Origin of the sequence: Halorubrum sp. DM2, from assembly GCF_901686465.1 — an archaeon.
Taxonomy (GTDB): Archaea; Halobacteriota; Halobacteria; order Halobacteriales; family Haloferacaceae; genus Halorubrum.
Window position 1 is genome coordinate 1,497,502 of record NZ_LR594487.1, and the last position, 15,634, is coordinate 1,513,135.

General features: G+C 67.1%; 14 protein-coding genes and 1 pseudogene. 1 reads left to right on the forward strand and 14 read right to left on the reverse strand.

Translation table 11 applies throughout. From position 1 onward, the window contains the following. Nucleotides 1-7: 7 nt before the first annotated feature. The 10 genes from flaJ to QOL69_RS07755 form a co-directional block, all read right to left on the reverse strand. On the reverse strand, nt 8-1,744 hold the full coding sequence (flaJ, locus tag QOL69_RS07710; protein WP_048077948.1) for an archaellar assembly protein ArlJ/FlaJ: 1,737 nt from the start codon (nt 1,742-1,744) through the stop codon (nt 8-10). 46 nt (nt 1,745-1,790) lie between these two features. Continuing rightward, entirely contained in the window at nt 1,791-3,464 is a 1,674-nt protein-coding gene (locus QOL69_RS07715; protein ID WP_283402716.1) for an archaellum flagellar ATPase motor FlaI, read from the reverse strand. Nucleotides 3,465-3,535: 71 nt separating this feature from the next. Continuing rightward, nucleotides 3,536-4,285, reverse strand: coding sequence for an archaellum protein ArlH (locus QOL69_RS07720; protein ID WP_048077913.1), 750 nt, complete (start codon nt 4,283-4,285; stop codon nt 3,536-3,538). Between the two features lies 1 nt (nt 4,286). After that, nucleotides 4,287-4,781 carry an archaellum stator protein ArlG gene (locus QOL69_RS07725; protein WP_048077912.1) on the reverse strand — a complete coding sequence of 165 codons (495 nt, stop codon included), beginning with the start codon at nt 4,779-4,781 and terminating at the stop codon, nt 4,287-4,289. After that, a complete protein-coding gene (locus QOL69_RS07730; protein ID WP_283402717.1) occupies nt 4,782-5,255 on the reverse strand; it encodes an archaellum stator protein ArlF in 474 nt (157 codons plus the stop codon). Beyond that, nucleotides 5,245-7,221 (reverse strand): FlaD/FlaE family flagellar protein, encoded by a 1,977-nt coding sequence (locus QOL69_RS07735; RefSeq protein ID WP_283402718.1) that lies wholly within the window; start codon nt 7,219-7,221, stop codon nt 5,245-5,247. The genes QOL69_RS07730 and QOL69_RS07735 overlap by 11 nt, the downstream gene beginning before the upstream one ends. 150 nt (nt 7,222-7,371) lie before the next feature. Then, a complete protein-coding gene (locus QOL69_RS07740) occupies nt 7,372-7,953 on the reverse strand; it encodes a chemotaxis protein CheD (protein WP_283402719.1) in 582 nt (193 codons plus the stop codon). Then, a complete protein-coding gene (locus QOL69_RS07745; RefSeq protein WP_283402720.1) occupies nt 7,950-9,152 on the reverse strand; it encodes a chemotaxis protein CheC in 1,203 nt (400 codons plus the stop codon). The genes QOL69_RS07740 and QOL69_RS07745 overlap by 4 nt, the downstream gene beginning before the upstream one ends. Beyond that, complete coding sequence (cheY, locus tag QOL69_RS07750) at nt 9,152-9,508, reverse strand: chemotaxis protein CheY (protein WP_008008138.1); 357 nt, start codon at nt 9,506-9,508, stop codon at nt 9,152-9,154. Before cheY ends, QOL69_RS07745 begins: the two co-directional genes overlap by 1 nt. Before the next feature lie 105 nt (nt 9,509-9,613). Next, nucleotides 9,614-11,977, reverse strand: coding sequence for a BGTF surface domain-containing protein (locus QOL69_RS07755; protein WP_283402721.1), 2,364 nt, complete (start codon nt 11,975-11,977; stop codon nt 9,614-9,616). 223 nt (nt 11,978-12,200) lie between these two features. Between QOL69_RS07755 and QOL69_RS07760 the strand changes: the two are divergent. Then, nucleotides 12,201-12,642: pseudogene (locus tag QOL69_RS07760) on the forward strand (zinc ribbon domain-containing protein). A 12-nt stretch (nt 12,643-12,654) separates the two neighbouring features. Here the strand turns inward: QOL69_RS07760 and QOL69_RS07765 are convergent. The 4 genes from QOL69_RS07765 to QOL69_RS07780 form a co-directional block, all read right to left on the reverse strand. Then, the gene (locus tag QOL69_RS07765; protein WP_283402722.1) at nt 12,655-13,437 is read right to left on the reverse strand and encodes a DUF7500 family protein; all 783 of its coding nucleotides are present in this window, start codon (nt 13,435-13,437) and stop codon (nt 12,655-12,657) included. Between the two features lie 83 nt (nt 13,438-13,520). Further along, entirely contained in the window at nt 13,521-14,201 is a 681-nt protein-coding gene (locus QOL69_RS07770; RefSeq protein ID WP_283402723.1) for a flagellin, read from the reverse strand. A gap of 2 nt (nt 14,202-14,203) precedes the next feature. After that, the gene (locus tag QOL69_RS07775; protein ID WP_283402724.1) at nt 14,204-14,776 is read right to left on the reverse strand and encodes a flagellin; all 573 of its coding nucleotides are present in this window, start codon (nt 14,774-14,776) and stop codon (nt 14,204-14,206) included. A 167-nt stretch (nt 14,777-14,943) separates the two neighbouring features. Beyond that, nucleotides 14,944-15,633 (reverse strand): flagellin, encoded by a 690-nt coding sequence (locus QOL69_RS07780; protein WP_283402725.1) that lies wholly within the window; start codon nt 15,631-15,633, stop codon nt 14,944-14,946. Between the last annotated feature and the right edge of the window lies 1 nt (nt 15,634).

Here is a 15,634-nt window from a genome sequence, read left to right on the forward strand (position 1 = left end):
GGGCCGTTCAGATCGACAGGATCGCGTTGACGAGCGTCCGCGTCGCGATGGCGGTGACCGCCCCGAGCCACGTCAGGAGGACGAAGTGGATGTAGCCGTTCGCCGGGTTCCCGCCGTCGATCCGTCGGATCATCTGCGAGGAGAGCGCCGCGTTGAACAGCACGACGGTGAGCAGGAGGTACTCGATCAGCGGGATGTCGTACGCGCCGGGGTAGACGATCTGGCCGATGTCCATCTCTTCGAGCCCGAAGTCAGCGGTCAGGTCGGCCAGAATGGCGACGATCTCCAGTCCGATGAAGAAGGCGAACGTCGCGGCCGCCGTGATCCCGTACAGCAGTCCGATGAACGTCATCGCCGCCTGCCGGCGCTGCTCGCGCAGCTGGTTGACGGCGTTCATGTTTTTCGAGATCAGCTCACCGAGCATCTTCGGGTCCCCGCCCATCTGGCGACCGACGAGGTACATCTCGGAGAACTTCTGGATGAGGTACGAGCGCGTGTCACGCGTGAACGCTCGCCACGCGCCCTCAGTGCTGATCCGCATGTTGAGCCGGCGGTAGAGCCGCTCGATCGACTCGGAGAGCTTGCCGAAGTTCTTGTCGCGGAGGGTGGTGAGCACGTCGGTCGTCGTCGACTGCTTCGCGCTCTCCGTCGCCCCGAGCGCGCGGACGAACGACGGGAACTCGCCGTCGCGGGCGGTGATCGCCTGCTCCTCCTGCCGGAGCACCACGCCGGTGACGATCAGCGGCGAGATGGGGACCGCGAGGTACAGCGGCAGCCGGACGTTGTCGACGAAAAAGAGGAGTCCGGGGAGCCCGGGCCCGTACCCGAACATCCCGGCGGCCGTGATCCCGATGATCACGAACGTGAGCCCGCCGCCGCCGATGAGCGACGCCCACAGCTTCAGGTCGCCGGGGGCGCGCTCGTCCGGGTGGTACCAGATCGGGTCGTACGGCGACGTCGCGCGGATCATCGCGTAGAAGCCCAGTTGGACGAACACGAAGAGGACGATGACGGCCGCCACCGTCGCAGTCGGGTCGTTGCCGGTGAGGATCGGGAGGACGACCGCGAACACCAACGCGAACGTCATCGAGAGGATCATCGACATATACAGGTCCTTCATCACCTCTAGGTTCGAGAGCGCGGACTCGTAGCGGGTCTCGTACTGCGCGAGCATCACGTCCTGCTCGGAGACGAGGAACTCTTGGAGCGACTGCCCCGCGCCCATCGTGTAGCCGAGCCGGTCGAAGAAGTCGGCCATCGCGTCGGAGGGGACCTCCTGTGCCCGGCGGCGACACGCGTCGTCGAGGCTCTGGTTCCACGTGTCGACGAGGTGGACGACGCGGCCGATCTCCTCGGCGGCGACGCCGTACTCCTCCTCTTTCGCCAGCGTCCGAAACACCTCCATGCGGTCGATGTTCGTCGTCGACAACACCGTCATGTGCGTCATCACGAGGTGTAGCTGGTTGTCGATCTTCGTCTCCAGACTGGAGAGGTAGATCTTCGGGTAGATGACGGCCGCGAACAGCACGAGCGCGCCGAACATCGGGATCGGCACCCGGGCGGCGATCGGGAGCGGGAGCGCGACCAGCCCGACGACGCTCGCGAGGAACACGAACACGGCCGGCAGCAACACCAGCCCGACGTACTTGCGCTTGGAGATGTCGAGCTGGTCGTACGACTCCATGACCTCGGAGGTCAGTTGGAGCGCGGTCGCGAGCCCGTCGCCCATCTCCTTTACCGCCATCGTCAGTGTTCCCCCCATCCCATCGTCGCGTTCGCCTTCATCGTCGCTACCTCGTGTTCCGGTGCATGTCGAAGGGGAGCCCCTCGACGCCGTCGCGCTGGAAGGAGTTGATCGCGTCGTTCACCTCGTGGTAGCCCATGATCCCCTCCTGAATCATCCGCTCTATCAGCTCCGCGCGGAACTCCAAGTCGTCGTAGATGTCGCGGGTGTCGGCGTAGCCCAGAAGCGTCGCGATCTGCTCTTCGAGCACGTAGGAGTTGTTCATCCCCTGAAAGACGATCTCGTCTTCGACGGGGTCCCAGCTGAACACCTCGCGCGTGACGACCCCGTCCATCTCCTTCGAGTACCCCTCGATCTCCTGAACGCTGGTCACCCGGCGGAGCACGTCGTCGCCCTGTTTGACGCGGTTCTGGAACAGCGCCACGTCGGCGTTGTCCATGAACGTCTCCGGGACGTTGATCGGCTCGGAGGTGAACCGCTGGATCATCGAGACGATGTCCGAGGCGTGGAACGTCAGCATGACCGGGTGGCCCGTCTGGGCCGCCTGGAACGCCATGCGCCCCTCGGCCCCGCGGACCTCCCCGACGATGATGTAGTCCGGACGCGACCGCAGCGCGGCGGCGACCAGATCGAACATGTCGACGTCGGAAGAGCCCTCGTCGCCGCCCTCGCGGGTCAACAGCTGCTGCCAAGTGTTGTGGGGCGGGATGACCTCGGCGGTGTCCTCCGCGGTGTAGATCTTCGAGTCGTCCGGGATGTACGACAGTATCGCGTTCAGCGTTGTCGTCTTCCCCGACGCCGTCTCCCCGACCACGAACACCGTCTGCTCGTTCTCCAAACAGAGCCAGAGGTACGCCGAGAGCTGCGGCGAGAGCGTTCCCCAGTGGGTGATCTGGTTGATCGACAGCGGCACCTCGTCGCCCTGCCGGATCGTGAGCGAAGACCCCTTCAGCGAGACGTCGTCGGAGTAGATGATGTTGATACGCGACCCGTCGGGGAGCGTGGAGTCGACGATCGGGTCGGAGTCGGAGAGGGGGTCGCCCATCCGCTCGCCCATGTTCCGCAGCCAGTTGTCGAACTCCTGTGGCGTCCCGAAGTCGACGGTCGTCTCCAGCATGCCGTAGGTGCCGTGGTCGACGTGGCACTCCTTGGGGCCGATGACGTGGATGTCCTCGTTGGCCGGGTCGCGCATGATCGGCTCGAGGGGACCGAGCCCGACGATGTCGCGGTTGAGCCGGTAGCGGATGTTCTCGTAGGTCTCCTCGGTGACCGACAGCTTGCCGAAGTTCTTCAGCTTCGAGAGCCCCTTGCGCCAGCCGGAGGAGGTGTCGTCGACGTGGGTCACCTCCTCCAACAGCTCCTCGATGAGGTCGTCGTACTCCGCCTCGTTGTCCGGTGCCGTGTGCTGACCGCTGGCGGTGAGCAGCCGGTTTTTTACCTCGTTGAGCACCTCCACCTGCGGACCGCTCACCTCGGGTTCGATGGCGTAGTACTTCGTGTCCTGTCCGAGGTCACCGTAGATGTGGCTGTAGATGGGGCCGCCGACGGGGTAGATGACGTTCGGCCGGTCGGACTCGTACTCGTCTTTCGGCTCCTCGATGAACTGCGGGAACTCCCCCGTGATCTGTTTGAACTCGCGGAGGTGTTCCCGGAGGTGGGGCCGCCGCATGGCGGCCTTTCGGAGCTCGTCGGACGGTTGTGCGGTTCCGTGTTCGGTCATGTCCCACGCTGCGTCGCCGTGTTGGTCGCGGTCCGCCCGCGCGGACCGACTGTGCGTCTCCGAGTCATGGGTCAGGCGACGCTGCGGCTCTCTATCACGATACCGGTTCCGGAACGGACCGAGAACCCGATGGTGTCGCCGACCTGCTCGCCCATGCCCGCGAACCGCTTGACGTTGATCTGGCGGCGGATGTCGTTGCCGACCTCGACCATCTCCAGCTGGAGGAAGACGTCCGCAATCGACCGGAACGGGCCGATCGCGTCGTCGTCGACGGCGGAGGGGTCGACGGTGAGCACCACCACCTTCCCCTGCGAGATGATCTCGCGGAAGAAGGAGATGATCTCCAAGGCGGCCTGTCGCTCCTCGTTTTTCCGGACCAGCGACTCGAAGGTGGGGTCGTTACGGAAGATGGCGTCGAACGTGTCGAGGAAGACGACGTCGGAGTTCCACATCGCCTCGGCGTTCATCAGCCGCTTGAGCAGCTCCTTGCGCTCGCCGTCGCCGTCGGAGAACGCGCCGCCGGAGTCGAAGTCGGCGTGGAGGAAGAGCAGCTCCTCCTGTAAGAGCGGCTTCACCATGTCGTACTCCAGCGAGTGCATCTGGTCGATGAACCCGCGGACGGTCAGCTCCGTCGACATCATCGTCACCGACGCGCCCTCCTGGATCAGCCCGTAGGCGAACCGCTGGGAGATGGCGCTTTTCCCGGCCCCGTAGTCGCCCTCCATGAGGACGATGCTACCGCGCGGGATGCCGCCGCCCAGCTCCTTGTTCAGCCGGTCGCGCTCGCCGAGGCCGAGGGAGAGCAGGTTGTCGTGGGGCATCTCAGCTCCCCCCCTCCACGCGGAACTGGAACAGCTCCTCGTCGCCGTTCGCCGAGAGGAACACCCGGTGGTCGCCGTCGTCGAGGGTGCCGCCCGATCCCTCGATCTCGCTCACGTTGATCGTGAGCCGCAACACGTCGCCTCGACTCCACGCGTTCGCGCCGTCCGCGGAGACGAGTTCGCCGGAGGTCGCGTCCGGCCCGACGTAGCTCCCGTCGAAGACGACGTCGAGGTCCGATCCGTCGGGCGCGAGCCGGTAGGTGCCCGTGTTTTTGATCAGCAGCGTTACGTTGTTCTCGCTCGCGTTATACACCCCCGCGCTAGGGTCCGAGATGATCGTCACGTCGGTCCGAAGCGTCTCGGTCGCGTCGAGGCCGGCGTCCTCGACGGCGGCGCTCACGCGGTCGACGCCGGTAGTGATGGTGCCGACGACGCCCGCGGCGATGACGAGACTCGCGATGAACAGGATGAGGTGGGAGACGGGAACGCTGGCCATCTACGGGCTCACCTCCGTCACGGTCGCGGCGTCGCGGACGCCGGACTCGACGACGAGGACGATCCGCGTTCCCTCCTCGATCGTCGTCGCCGTGTCGTTCTGTGCGACCTCGACCGTCAGTTGCTCGTCACCGAGCCAGAGCGCGGTGTCGGCGTCGCCGTCGACGGTGGTCGTCGCGTTCGGTCCGCTGACGTCGACGTACTCGTTGCCGACGACGAGCGTCGCGTCGTCCGCGACGAGGCCGACGGATCCCTCGTTGGTGGCGTTGACGGTGAGGATATCCGAGGTGGTGTCGTACGTGGCGTTCGTCACCGCGAACTCGGTGTTCTGTCGCTCCAGCGCACGCTCGTTGACGCCGTGTTGAGCGTCGGAGACGCGGTCGAGTCCGTTGGCCGCCACGGGGTAAAACGTCGTGAACGCGAAGAACAGCCCCGCGACGATGATGGCCGTGGACGCGGAGACGCTAACGCCCATCTCCCCACCCTCCGTCGGCCGGATCGGCGCGGTCGGAACGGGGATTCGGATCGTTCATCGGTCGCGTGGAACCGTTCCGGTCGCGTCGGTCCTCGCGGTGACCGTCGCGGCGGTCCGCGTCGGTCTGCGGCCGTGCGTCGCCGCGGTCCGTCGCGTCGTCGTGGTCCGCTCCGTTCGTTCGCCGCTCGCGGGCGTCGGGCGCGTCGCCGTGTCCGGACGCGTCGTGACCGTTCCGCTCCGGTGCCGGCCGATCGCCCCGCTTGTCGTGGCCGTTGCGGTCGACGTGGTTGGCGCGGCCGTTGCGGCCGGAGTCGCCCCGCCCGCGGTGCCGGCCGCCCCGGCGGCCGCCGACCGGCGACCCGCCGCCGACGAGCGACCCCCCGGCGAGGTCGTCCCAGCGGTCCAACAGTACCGCGTGGCTGTTGGTGCCGTTGAGCTGGGTCACGTACCGGAGGCTGCGGGTGTGGTGCTCGCGAACGAGTCGGTCGGTACCCGGCCGGTCGACGAGGTTGCGGTCGATGGTACCGAACCCGGAGAGGAAATCGCGGAGCCGCGCCGCGGCGTCGGGACCGATCCACTCGATCCGCTCGTAGTAGTTGATCGCGCGGACCGCGTCGGTGACGTCGCTCTCGGAGACGAGGAACTCCAGCCACTCCATCACGAGGAGGTCGCCGACGTAGTCGCCGGGCAGCTCGGTGAGGTACGGCTTGCCGCGGCCGCTTCCCCCGGAGAGGTCGTCCTCGCCGACGTACTGGAAGCCCCCGGACGCCTCGGCGGGGTCGCCGCCGGGTTGTCGGTCGGGCGCGGGGTCGGCCGCCGGTTCGGGGGTAGCGGCGGGTTCGGGGTCGGGCGCTGCGTCGGCCGGCTCCGGGTCGGCCGGTTCGTCGAAGCCGTCGTCGACGCCCCCGAGGTCGTCCCCGAGGCCGTCGTCCCCGAGACCGTCGTCGGCCTCGTCGAACGAGTCGGTTTCGTCGCCGGGGTCGGCGAACGAGTCGTCCCCGTCCTCGAACGGGTCGTCGTCCGCGGCGTCGTCGTCCTCCTCGGCCCAGTCGGCCTCCCCGGAGTCGTACTCTTCTTTCAGTTCGCTGAAGCTCTTTCCATCGTCGTTCATGTCGTCTCCGTCGTCCGCCGTTTCGGTCTCGGACGCGGCGTCGTCCGTGCTGTCGTCGTCCGGTTCCTCGAACTCCTCGTCGAAGTCGTCGTCGAGGTCGTCGAACTCGTCGTCCCCGTCGAAGTCGTCGAATCCGCCGTCGTCCTCGCCGTCGAGGTCGTCGAACTCGCCGCCGTCCTCGGCCTCGTCGTCGAAGCCGTCCGGCTCCTCCTCGTCGAGGAGGTCGTCGTCGAAGAACCCGTCCGCGTCCGCGTTCGCCACGTCCTCGTCGAGGTCCTCCTCCTCGCCGCCCTCCTCGTCGTCGAAGATGCCGAACGAGCCCTCGCCCCCGCCGGCAACGCTGTCGAAGCCGCCGCCGTCGTCGACGAAGGGGTTGATGCCGCGCGTGACCATCTCGTAGATGTCGAGGAGGTTGCGGACGTCCTCCTCGATGTCGTCGACCGCGGCGGAGATCTCCTCGTTCTCGGAGCGGACGGTCGAGACCGTCGAGGAGAGCGAGGCGACCTCGTTTTCCAGCTCGTCGAGTCGGTTTTCGAGCTCGTCGGTCGCGGCACCGCCGCCGCCACCGCCGCCGCCGTCGTCGAACTCGTCGTCCCACTCGTCCATGCCGTCGAAGTCGTCGAAGCCGTCGCCGCCACCGCCGTCGCCGTCGCCACCGCCCATGCCGCCGCCCATCCCTCCGCCGCCCATGTCGCCGCCGAAGGGGTCATCGTTGCCGTCCATACCACCGGAACCGTCGTCGTCGGATCCGTCGTCGTCGAGGAACCTGTCGAGGACGCTCGCACCGACGAGCCCCAGCGTGGCGACTGCCCAGGCGGCGGTTGGAGCTCCCCACACCGGTAGTTCGAGGCCCATTACCGTGTACGACCCGCAGAAGCTACTTCAATTCACCCCTCAAAATATCAACCATGAGAAAGCACGTCACGAGACGGAGAGCGCCCGGTGAAGGAACGGAAACGGAGAAAATCGGAACGCTCGGGGAGAGATCCGACGGCCGAACCGCGGTCAGATCGCGCGTTCGAAACCGTCCGCGGCCCGGACGACGAGACGCCCGTCGGGACCGAACCGGACCGTCCGGCCGACGGTGTCGCCGACGTCGCTGGCGACGATCGGAACGCCGGCCGCGTCGAGTACCTCGCCGACCCGTTCCACGTTGCGCGGACCGACCGCGTCGGTGAGATCGAGCATCTCGGCCCCGCCGGCGACCCGCGCCTCCAGGCGCCGGGGATCGCCGCCGGCGTCGTCGAGCGCCGCGATCAGCGAGTCGACCCCGGTGTCGACGTACTTCGCGGGCCGCGAGACCGCGGTGGTCCGCCCCTCGCCCGCCGGCAGCATGGCGTGGAGGAGCCCGCGGACGCCCGCCCGGTCGTCGACGAGCGCGACCGCGACGCAGGAGCCGAGGCCGCTGGTCGTCAGCACCGCGTCGTCGCTCGTGACCGCGAGTTCGCCCACGCCGACCTTGATCCGGCCGCGGTCGTCGGCCGTCGGACCGCCGGTGACAACGGTCGGCTCCGCGTCGCCGACCGCGTCGCTCCCCGTTCGGTCCGCCGGGTCGTCCGGCCGATCGTCGGAGAGCGAGCGGGTCACGACTCCGAGAGCCGGTCGAGCGCCCGCGCCAGTTCGCGCTCGTCGGGGAGCGCGTACACGTCACACCGCGCCTGGATCCCCTCCGTCCGGATCGCGGTGTCGATCACGAACCCGTAGTCCTGTCGCTCGCTCAGCTTGGCAACGAGCGGGCTGATCGTCGACGCGCCGATGTCGTGGACGAACTCCGGCGGGGAGTGGGTGATCGTCGTGCCGAGCACGTTCGCCCAGCCGTCGATGAACCCGCTCGTCATCACGTTGCCGAGCTCGCAGAGCGCGTTCTCGGCCATGTCGCCGAGCGGCTCGTCGGGGTCCATCGGTAACATCGCGTCCGCGACGGCCGCCGCCGACGACTCCTCGAAGAGGATGGCGAGGTAGCCGCTCGGCTGCCCCTGAAGCTCGAACACCGTGCCCGCGTGCGGCTCGGTGCCGACCTCGGCGGGCACGTCGGCGAGCGGGACGAACCGGAGCCGGCTCACGTCAACGCTGGTCTCCAGCCCGGTCATCATCGCGATGTTGTCGGCCGCGTTCGCCGACCCCTCCTTCGCCAGCGACGAGAACGTCGACAGCGACTCGTAGGGGACCGCCGTGCTGGTGGTGCCGCCGTTTGCCGCCGCAGCGGGCGCGTTACCGCCGCCTGCCGCGGGGGCCGTCTTCCCGACGATGAGGTCGCGGAAGGGCCCCGAGTCGGGCAGCATGTAGATGGAGAAGTCGAGGTCGGTCGTCGTCGCGTCCAGCCGGCTCTCGAAGAGGAACACGCCGTCGCCGGCGAGCGCCCCGTCCGGCAGCACCGCCGCGCCGTCCGCCTCGAAGTACCGCGGCGGCGACATGTCGATCGCCTTGCCGAGGTAGTTCGCCCAGCCGTCGAGGAAGCCGCCCAGCGCGATGTTGCCGACCTCCGTCACCGCGCTCCGTTCCATCGACTGCCCGCCGGGGAGAAGCGAGAGCAGCGCGTCGGCGTTGACGGCGTCGAACGCGAGGACCGCCTCACCGTCCAGCCCGCCGCGGAGGCCGACGCTCACGCCGATGGACTCCCGGCCCGCGAACGACTCCGCGAGGTCCTCCCCGCTGGCGACGCTCGCGCCGGTCACCTCGACCGCGAGGTCCGTCCCGGTCAGGTCCGAGAGCGCGCCGGCGGCCTGTTTCGCCCCCTGTTCCGCGAGGCGGTTACACGCGCCGAGCGCGCGAACGTCGACCCGCATTATACCGCCGAGCCGATGGCGTCGAGCACGTTCGGCTTCTGGAACGGCTTCGTGATGTACCCCTCAGCGCCCGCCTTGATCGCCGCCTTCATCTTCTCCTCCTGCCCGACGCTGGTGCACATGATCACCGTCGCCTCCGGGTTCTCCTCTAAGATCTCCGTCGTCGCCTCGATCCCGTCGCGGATCGGCATCACGATGTCCATCATCACGAGGTCCGGCCCGTGTTCCTCGTACATGTTGACCGCCTCGACGCCGTTTTCCGCCTCCCCGACGATCTCGAACTCTCCTTCGAGAATCTCTCGGAGGAGGTTCCGCATGAACTCCGAGTCGTCGGCGATGAGTACCCGCGTAGCCATTGTTGTCTGAACCGGGGTACAGCGATCACTTAATCGCTCCCCCGCGGTTCTCAGTGCTGAGAATAGATCCGAGAGCCGAGGGACGGCTGAGAGTCGGACCGCAGCTCACACCCAGTGACCGAGGAGGTACGTCGCCCCGACGAGGACCGTTCCGCCGAACGTCTCGCGCGTCCCGATGCCGAACGGCAGGAACGTCGCCGGCCCGTCTTCCCCGTCCTCGCCGCCCGAATCGCCGTCCGAGTCCGAGGAATTCTCGTCCGACTCCGAGCCGTTCTCGCTCCCCGTCGACGCGTCGTCGTCTCCAGACCCGTCACTCCCCGCGTCGGAGGGGTCGGTCGAGTCCGCGTCATCCGTGCCGTTTCCGTCGTCGGTCCCGTTTCCGTCATCGGAGTCCGCGTCGTCATCGTCGAGCGTCGTCTTCGCCGGATCGTCCGTGACGTTCAGCGTCCCGTTCCGCACGTCGCCGTCGACCGCGACGGTGAAGGGGTACTCGCCGGGGTCGAGACGGTCGACGCTCACGGACGAGAACGCGACGGTGCGCGACTCGTTCCCGGACAGCGTCAGGTCGCGGGAGGCGGTGAGATTCCCGTCGTCGACGTCGAGCGAGAGCGTTCCCTCGCCTTCGAGACCGCCGACGTTACGGACGTCGACGGCGAGCGCGGAGAGGTTCCCGTCTTCGATGACAGTGGCGTTCGCGGTGGCGTTCTCGATTTCGAGCCGGTCCGGGTCAGACGTGTTGGAGACGACGACGACGGTCCGGCTGTCCTTGAGCGACGTCCCTTGGTACAGCTCGTAGTTCAGGCGAGTTCCGGGCGAGACGCCGTCGAGACCGGCGTCAATTGTGAAGTTCCCGTCCGAGACCTCCATCGTCGCCTCCGTCCGGATCGGCTCGCCGGCGTCGTTCACGAAGTTCGCGGCCATCTCCTCGACCGGAAGGATCGAGGTCGTCCCCGTGACCGTCCCGCCGTCCGCCTCAACGAGGAGCTCGCCGTCGTCGGTGACGTGGTCGTACCGGATGTACCGTTCCCGGACGGAGAACGACGCCTCAGCGCTGACGCCGCCGTCCGCCGCCTCCCAGTAGGGGAACTGTCCGGACGACGAGGGGGTCGCGTCGAACGCGGGAGGCGGCCCCTCACCGTCGCCACCGAACTCGTACCGCTCGCCCTCGGTCCCCTCCAGCGCGAACTCGACGGCGAACTCGTCGCCGGGCTCGGGGTCCCTCGTGAACGGTCCCCCGTCGCTCGTGTCCAAGACGATGTAGAAGCGCCCGGCCGTCGGGTCGTCGTCGCCAGCCGTTCCCTCGCTCGCGTCGGCCAATATCAGTGAGACGTCGTCCGGGTCGGCCGCCGAGAGATCGATCTCCGACGGCGCGCGGTTCCGACCGGGATTGGTCTGTCGGACCCGGAGCGAGACCCCCTCCTCGGCACCGAGGAAGTCGGTCAGGACGGTATGGTCGAGCTCCGTTCCGGCCTGTGCGTCCTCGGTCGACCCGGCGAAGTGCGAGAGCGCGCCCCAGATACCGCTCGACTCGAACCCGAGCACGACCCGGTCGCCCTTCGTCACGGCGGTCCGGTCGAGTCCGTTCTCCCGGAGCGCGTCGAGCGACTCCTCGGCGTCGGGGTCGGCGTCCGGGAGGTCGTCGCGGTCGGCGGTGGTGAACACCTCAACCTCGTCGTGGAACCTCGGCTTCTCCAAGACGAGTTCCGCCCGCCCGGCCATCTCGACCGGCGTCACTTGCCCCGAATTCTCGACGACGAACGTCCCGTTGGTGATCGCCAGCCGGTATCGCTGCGGGGCTATCGGGCGCGGAAGTCCGCCGGCACCGGTCGCGCCCGGTATTTCCGAAGAATTTCGGGCAGCGGAGAGGTTCCCGGCGATCAGTTCCCCGTTCTCGTCACGGAACTCAATGCTACAGTCGGTCTGGCTACAGCTCGCAGGGTCGGTCGCGTCGGTCCCGAGGGTTCGCGTGTTGATCGTGTCGTCAAATTCGTTCAATTTGAGGACGTCAACGTAGCCGACAGACTGCCCCGAGTCGGTGAGTCGGTTCCCGCCGACGAGCAGGTAGGCTTCGTCATCCCCAGTGGCTTCGGCGGTATACCTGATGTCAACAGGATCCCCGGCGACACCGGTGTACACGTTTCGGCTGAACCCGCCGCTGATCTCGGCTCGGTCGGACGGGTCGGCGGCGATCGCCCGGCGGTCGTCCGCGGTGAGCGGAGCGGCGTTCCCCGCCTGAGTCGTCGGCGTCGGACCCTCCGACGAGATGGCGACGACTCCGGGGCCGGCGGCCGCGGCGACGACGAGCGCGAGGCAGGCGACGAGCGCGATGACCGCGGCCCGGAGCGTCGAGCGCCGCGCGCTCGTCTCCGTGGCGGCGGAGCGCTCGTCGCGCTCGGTCGAGTCGTATGAGAGGCGGTCAGCGTCGGCTGAGGAGCAGTCGGCGTCGTCCGGAGGGCATTCGGGTGTCATCGTGTGTGGGAGTTCTCAGATGGCGGGCCGCGGACCGGCCCGCCGTCGGTTGGGCGGGACTCCGTGAGTCACCGACTAAAGCGTACCCTCTCGATTATCACCGACAAAAATCGCAGGACGAGTTCGGACGCGTCGATCGGGGAGATCGGAAGACGACGGCGGGGTCCGCCGATCGGGCGTTCCCCGAAGAATTAAATCCGACGGGAGTGGGACTTCGATCAGAATGCCATCGTGTCCCCGCTGTGATGCGTCGACCGACGACGGTGACCGATACTGCTCGGAGTGCGGCGCTCCGCAGACGGAGGACGCGGCCGAAGAGCTCGACGAGTACGTCCAACGGCAGGCGCAACAGGTCGCGGCGGGGGGCGGAGGCGGGAGATGGCGGCGGCGGGCCGGACGGGGTCGCGGACATGGAGACCTCACCGACCCGAAAGCAGCTCTGGCGGCGCGGCTGTTACGTCCTCGGCTACGGGACGACCGTCGTCGCGCTCACGCTCGTCCCGGCGATCGGTGCCTTTCCGCTGATCCTCGCGGGGATCGTGATCTTGCCGCCGGTCCGACGGCTCACCGCCCGGCCGCTGGGGAGTTCCCTGAAACGAGAGGTGATGGCCGGGCTCTACGCAATATTCGCGCTGATCGGCGTTGCGCTTCTGGTCCTGCTGTAGGTCCTCGCGGAATCACTCGATCCTGAAACCGCCCTGCTCTTCGGCTGCTCGAACCAGGTCCCCGATGCTGTCGCTCGCGGAGAGTCCCTGACTCGCCGCGAACCGCTTTATCATCACCGGCGGGATATCGACGGTGGTCTCGGAGGCGGCGAGCAGCAGGCCGATGGCCTCCGGAGTCGGCGAGCTCGGACCGGCGTTCGACGCGAACCACGAGACGAGCGTGTCGAACGTCGCCGTCACGTCGTTCGAGACCATCCGCTGTCGGGTGGTGTCGCCGTTCGCGTGGAGCGTCGCGTCGATGCCGTACGCGAACCCGTCGCCCTCGAAGGAGTCGGCCAGCCATCGGCTCACCGCCTGTCGGTCGACCGCGTCGCTCCCGGCCGCGGACCGATTTCGGCGCTGTCCGCCGGCGGCGTTCGGCGGTGGCTGCCCTCCGCCGGGCGGGTTCCCGCCGGACCGTTCTCCGCCGTGGGGTTGCTCGGCGGGGTTGGGCTGGCCGCCGGCGTTGGGGTGACCGCCAGCAGGCTGGTCGCGTTCGCCGACGCCGGGGCCGGCCGCGCTCGCCCGCGGGTCGTCGCCGGCGGGACGGCGATCCGAGGGGTTCGCCGGGTCGGCCGCGGTGAAGCCGGAGTCGTCGTCCGCGGGCGGCGCGTGGTGCTGCCCGCGCGATCGACCGACGTTGGGGCGGCCGTTCGTCCCGACGACGTAGCGGCCGTCCCCGATCTCGACGACGCTCTCGTCGTCGGTGAAGTCGAGCTCCTCCGGATCGGCCGGTAGCGCGTCGTCGTCACTCATGGGTCGTGGTAGCGCACGCCGAAAAATAGGTGTTGCGGGCGGCCGAGCCGCCGCAAGGTGGTTACCGCGCTGTTCGAGGCTCGTTAGAGCCGGACCGCTTCGCCGCCCTCGGTGAAGAGGTCGGGCGCGCGGAGGTCGACGCTGGTCGTCGCGCCCGAGGGCGAGACGATGTCGAGCGATGTCTGCTCTCCTTGACTGAACGCGTCGTCCGTCGCGCCAAACGGATCGGTTTCCGGGTTGAAGACGACGGTGAACCGCTCGTCGTCGTTCAGGACCGCTTCGGACGCGGTTGTGAAGTTCCCGGTGGAATTCTGGACCGCGAACGTTCCTTCAGGAATGTCACTGACTCCAAGAGAGGGATCGTCCAGCAGCGTACCGTCTGTATCCCCATTTGCCGTAGCGTTATCATTGTCAGTAAAGATCAGGTTTGCCTGCCCGTTGGGGCCGACAGCCTGTATCGTCGCCGAACTCAGGTCGATCTGAGTGGAGCCGGCCGCACCCGCAACGCCAACGCGGATCTCAGAGAGGGTCTGTGGATTGGTGCTGTCGTTAACGATGCCGACAGTGCTCGTCACGTCGATTCGCTCGGAGACGAGGTCCGTACTCTCTTGACCGGTCGCTTCCGCCTGAGACTGGAGGAATCCAGCCGTGTTGATGAGGACGCCAGCGGCGATGGCGGCGACAAGCACCATCGCGATGAACACGATGAGCGTGCCGATACCGACCTGACCGCGGTCGTCGTCGTTGTTGATGAACTCGAACATTGTTACAGCCTCACCGAAGTCTGGTCACTCGTCAGTGTTGTCGGGACGCGGAGTTCCGCGGTCGTCGTCGCGCCGGACGACGAAGTGAACGTCACGGCCAGCCGCTCGCCCTCGGCGAGCGCGCTGTATCCCTCCACGTCGGCAGTGGTGACATCCACCGTCACGAGCGCGCGGTCGCTGCTGTCCGTGAGAACGTCGTTTTCTGTGCCGAGGATGTTCTCGACGTCAGTAGTGAGGTTCTGGACCTGGACGGTTGCCTGTCCCTGTTCTCCGACGAACTCGATCGTCGTCCGGTTGAGATCGATGTATCCCGATCCGGGGGCCTTCGCCACCACGAACTGGAGCTCGTCGACCGTGTTGTCAGTCACGTTGCCGGACTGGCTCACGATCTGAATTCGGTCAGAGACCTGTGCTGTACTCTCTTCGCCGGTCGCTTCCGCCTGCGTCTGCAGAAAGCCGGCCGTGTTGATCAGTACGCCCGCCGCGATCGCCGCCACCAGCACCATCGCGATGAACACGATGAGCGTGCCGATGCCCACTTGACCGCGGTCGTCGTCGGTTGTTGCGTCGAACATTTGTATATCGAGCGCCCGCGGAGTCCGCTCCCGGGCTCTATACGACGAAATGCGAGATGTATTGATAAGCAACCGGTCCAATATATTGGATGTAATAATCAGTAGAAGAGACGTAGATGTCACTCAACATGACTAGATAATAATAAGACAGACGGCGATTCAGAGCGTTACAGCCGGACCGCTTCGCCGTTCTCGTTGAACAGGTCGGGAGCCCGGAGTTCGACGCTGGTCGTCGCGCCCGAGGGTGAGACGATGTCGAGCGACGAGGTGTCGCCTTCACCGAAGTATTCGCCTTCACCTGCGCCGAGGCCGAACGGCTGGGTCTCGGGGTTGAGAACGACAGTGAATCGCTCTTCGTCGTTCAGAACTGCCTCGCTCGCGTTGACGAAGCTACCGCTGGAGTTCTGGACTGCGAACGTACCGTTGGGAATCTTAGAGACCTTCGATCCGGAGACGTCACTGAGGGAAGTCCCGCTGTCACCGGTCTCATTCGTGTCCGTGAAGATCAGGTTCCGCTGCCCGTTCGGGCCGACGGCCTGTATCGTCGCGGAACTCAGATCGATCTGGTTGGACCCGGCAGCGCCAGCGACGCCGACGCGAATCTCCTGTAGGTCACCGGTTGTGGAGCCGTCGGTTTCGTTCACGATACCGACAGTACTCGTCACGTCAATACGCTCGGACACGAGGTCCGTACTCTCTTGGCCCGTCGCCTCAGCCTGCGACTGTAGGAACCCGGCGGTGTTTATCAGCACACCGGCGGCGATGGCGGCGACGAGCACCATCGCGATGAACACGATGAGTGTACCGATACCGACCTGACCGCGGTCGTTGTCGTCGTTAGTGATGAATTCGAACATT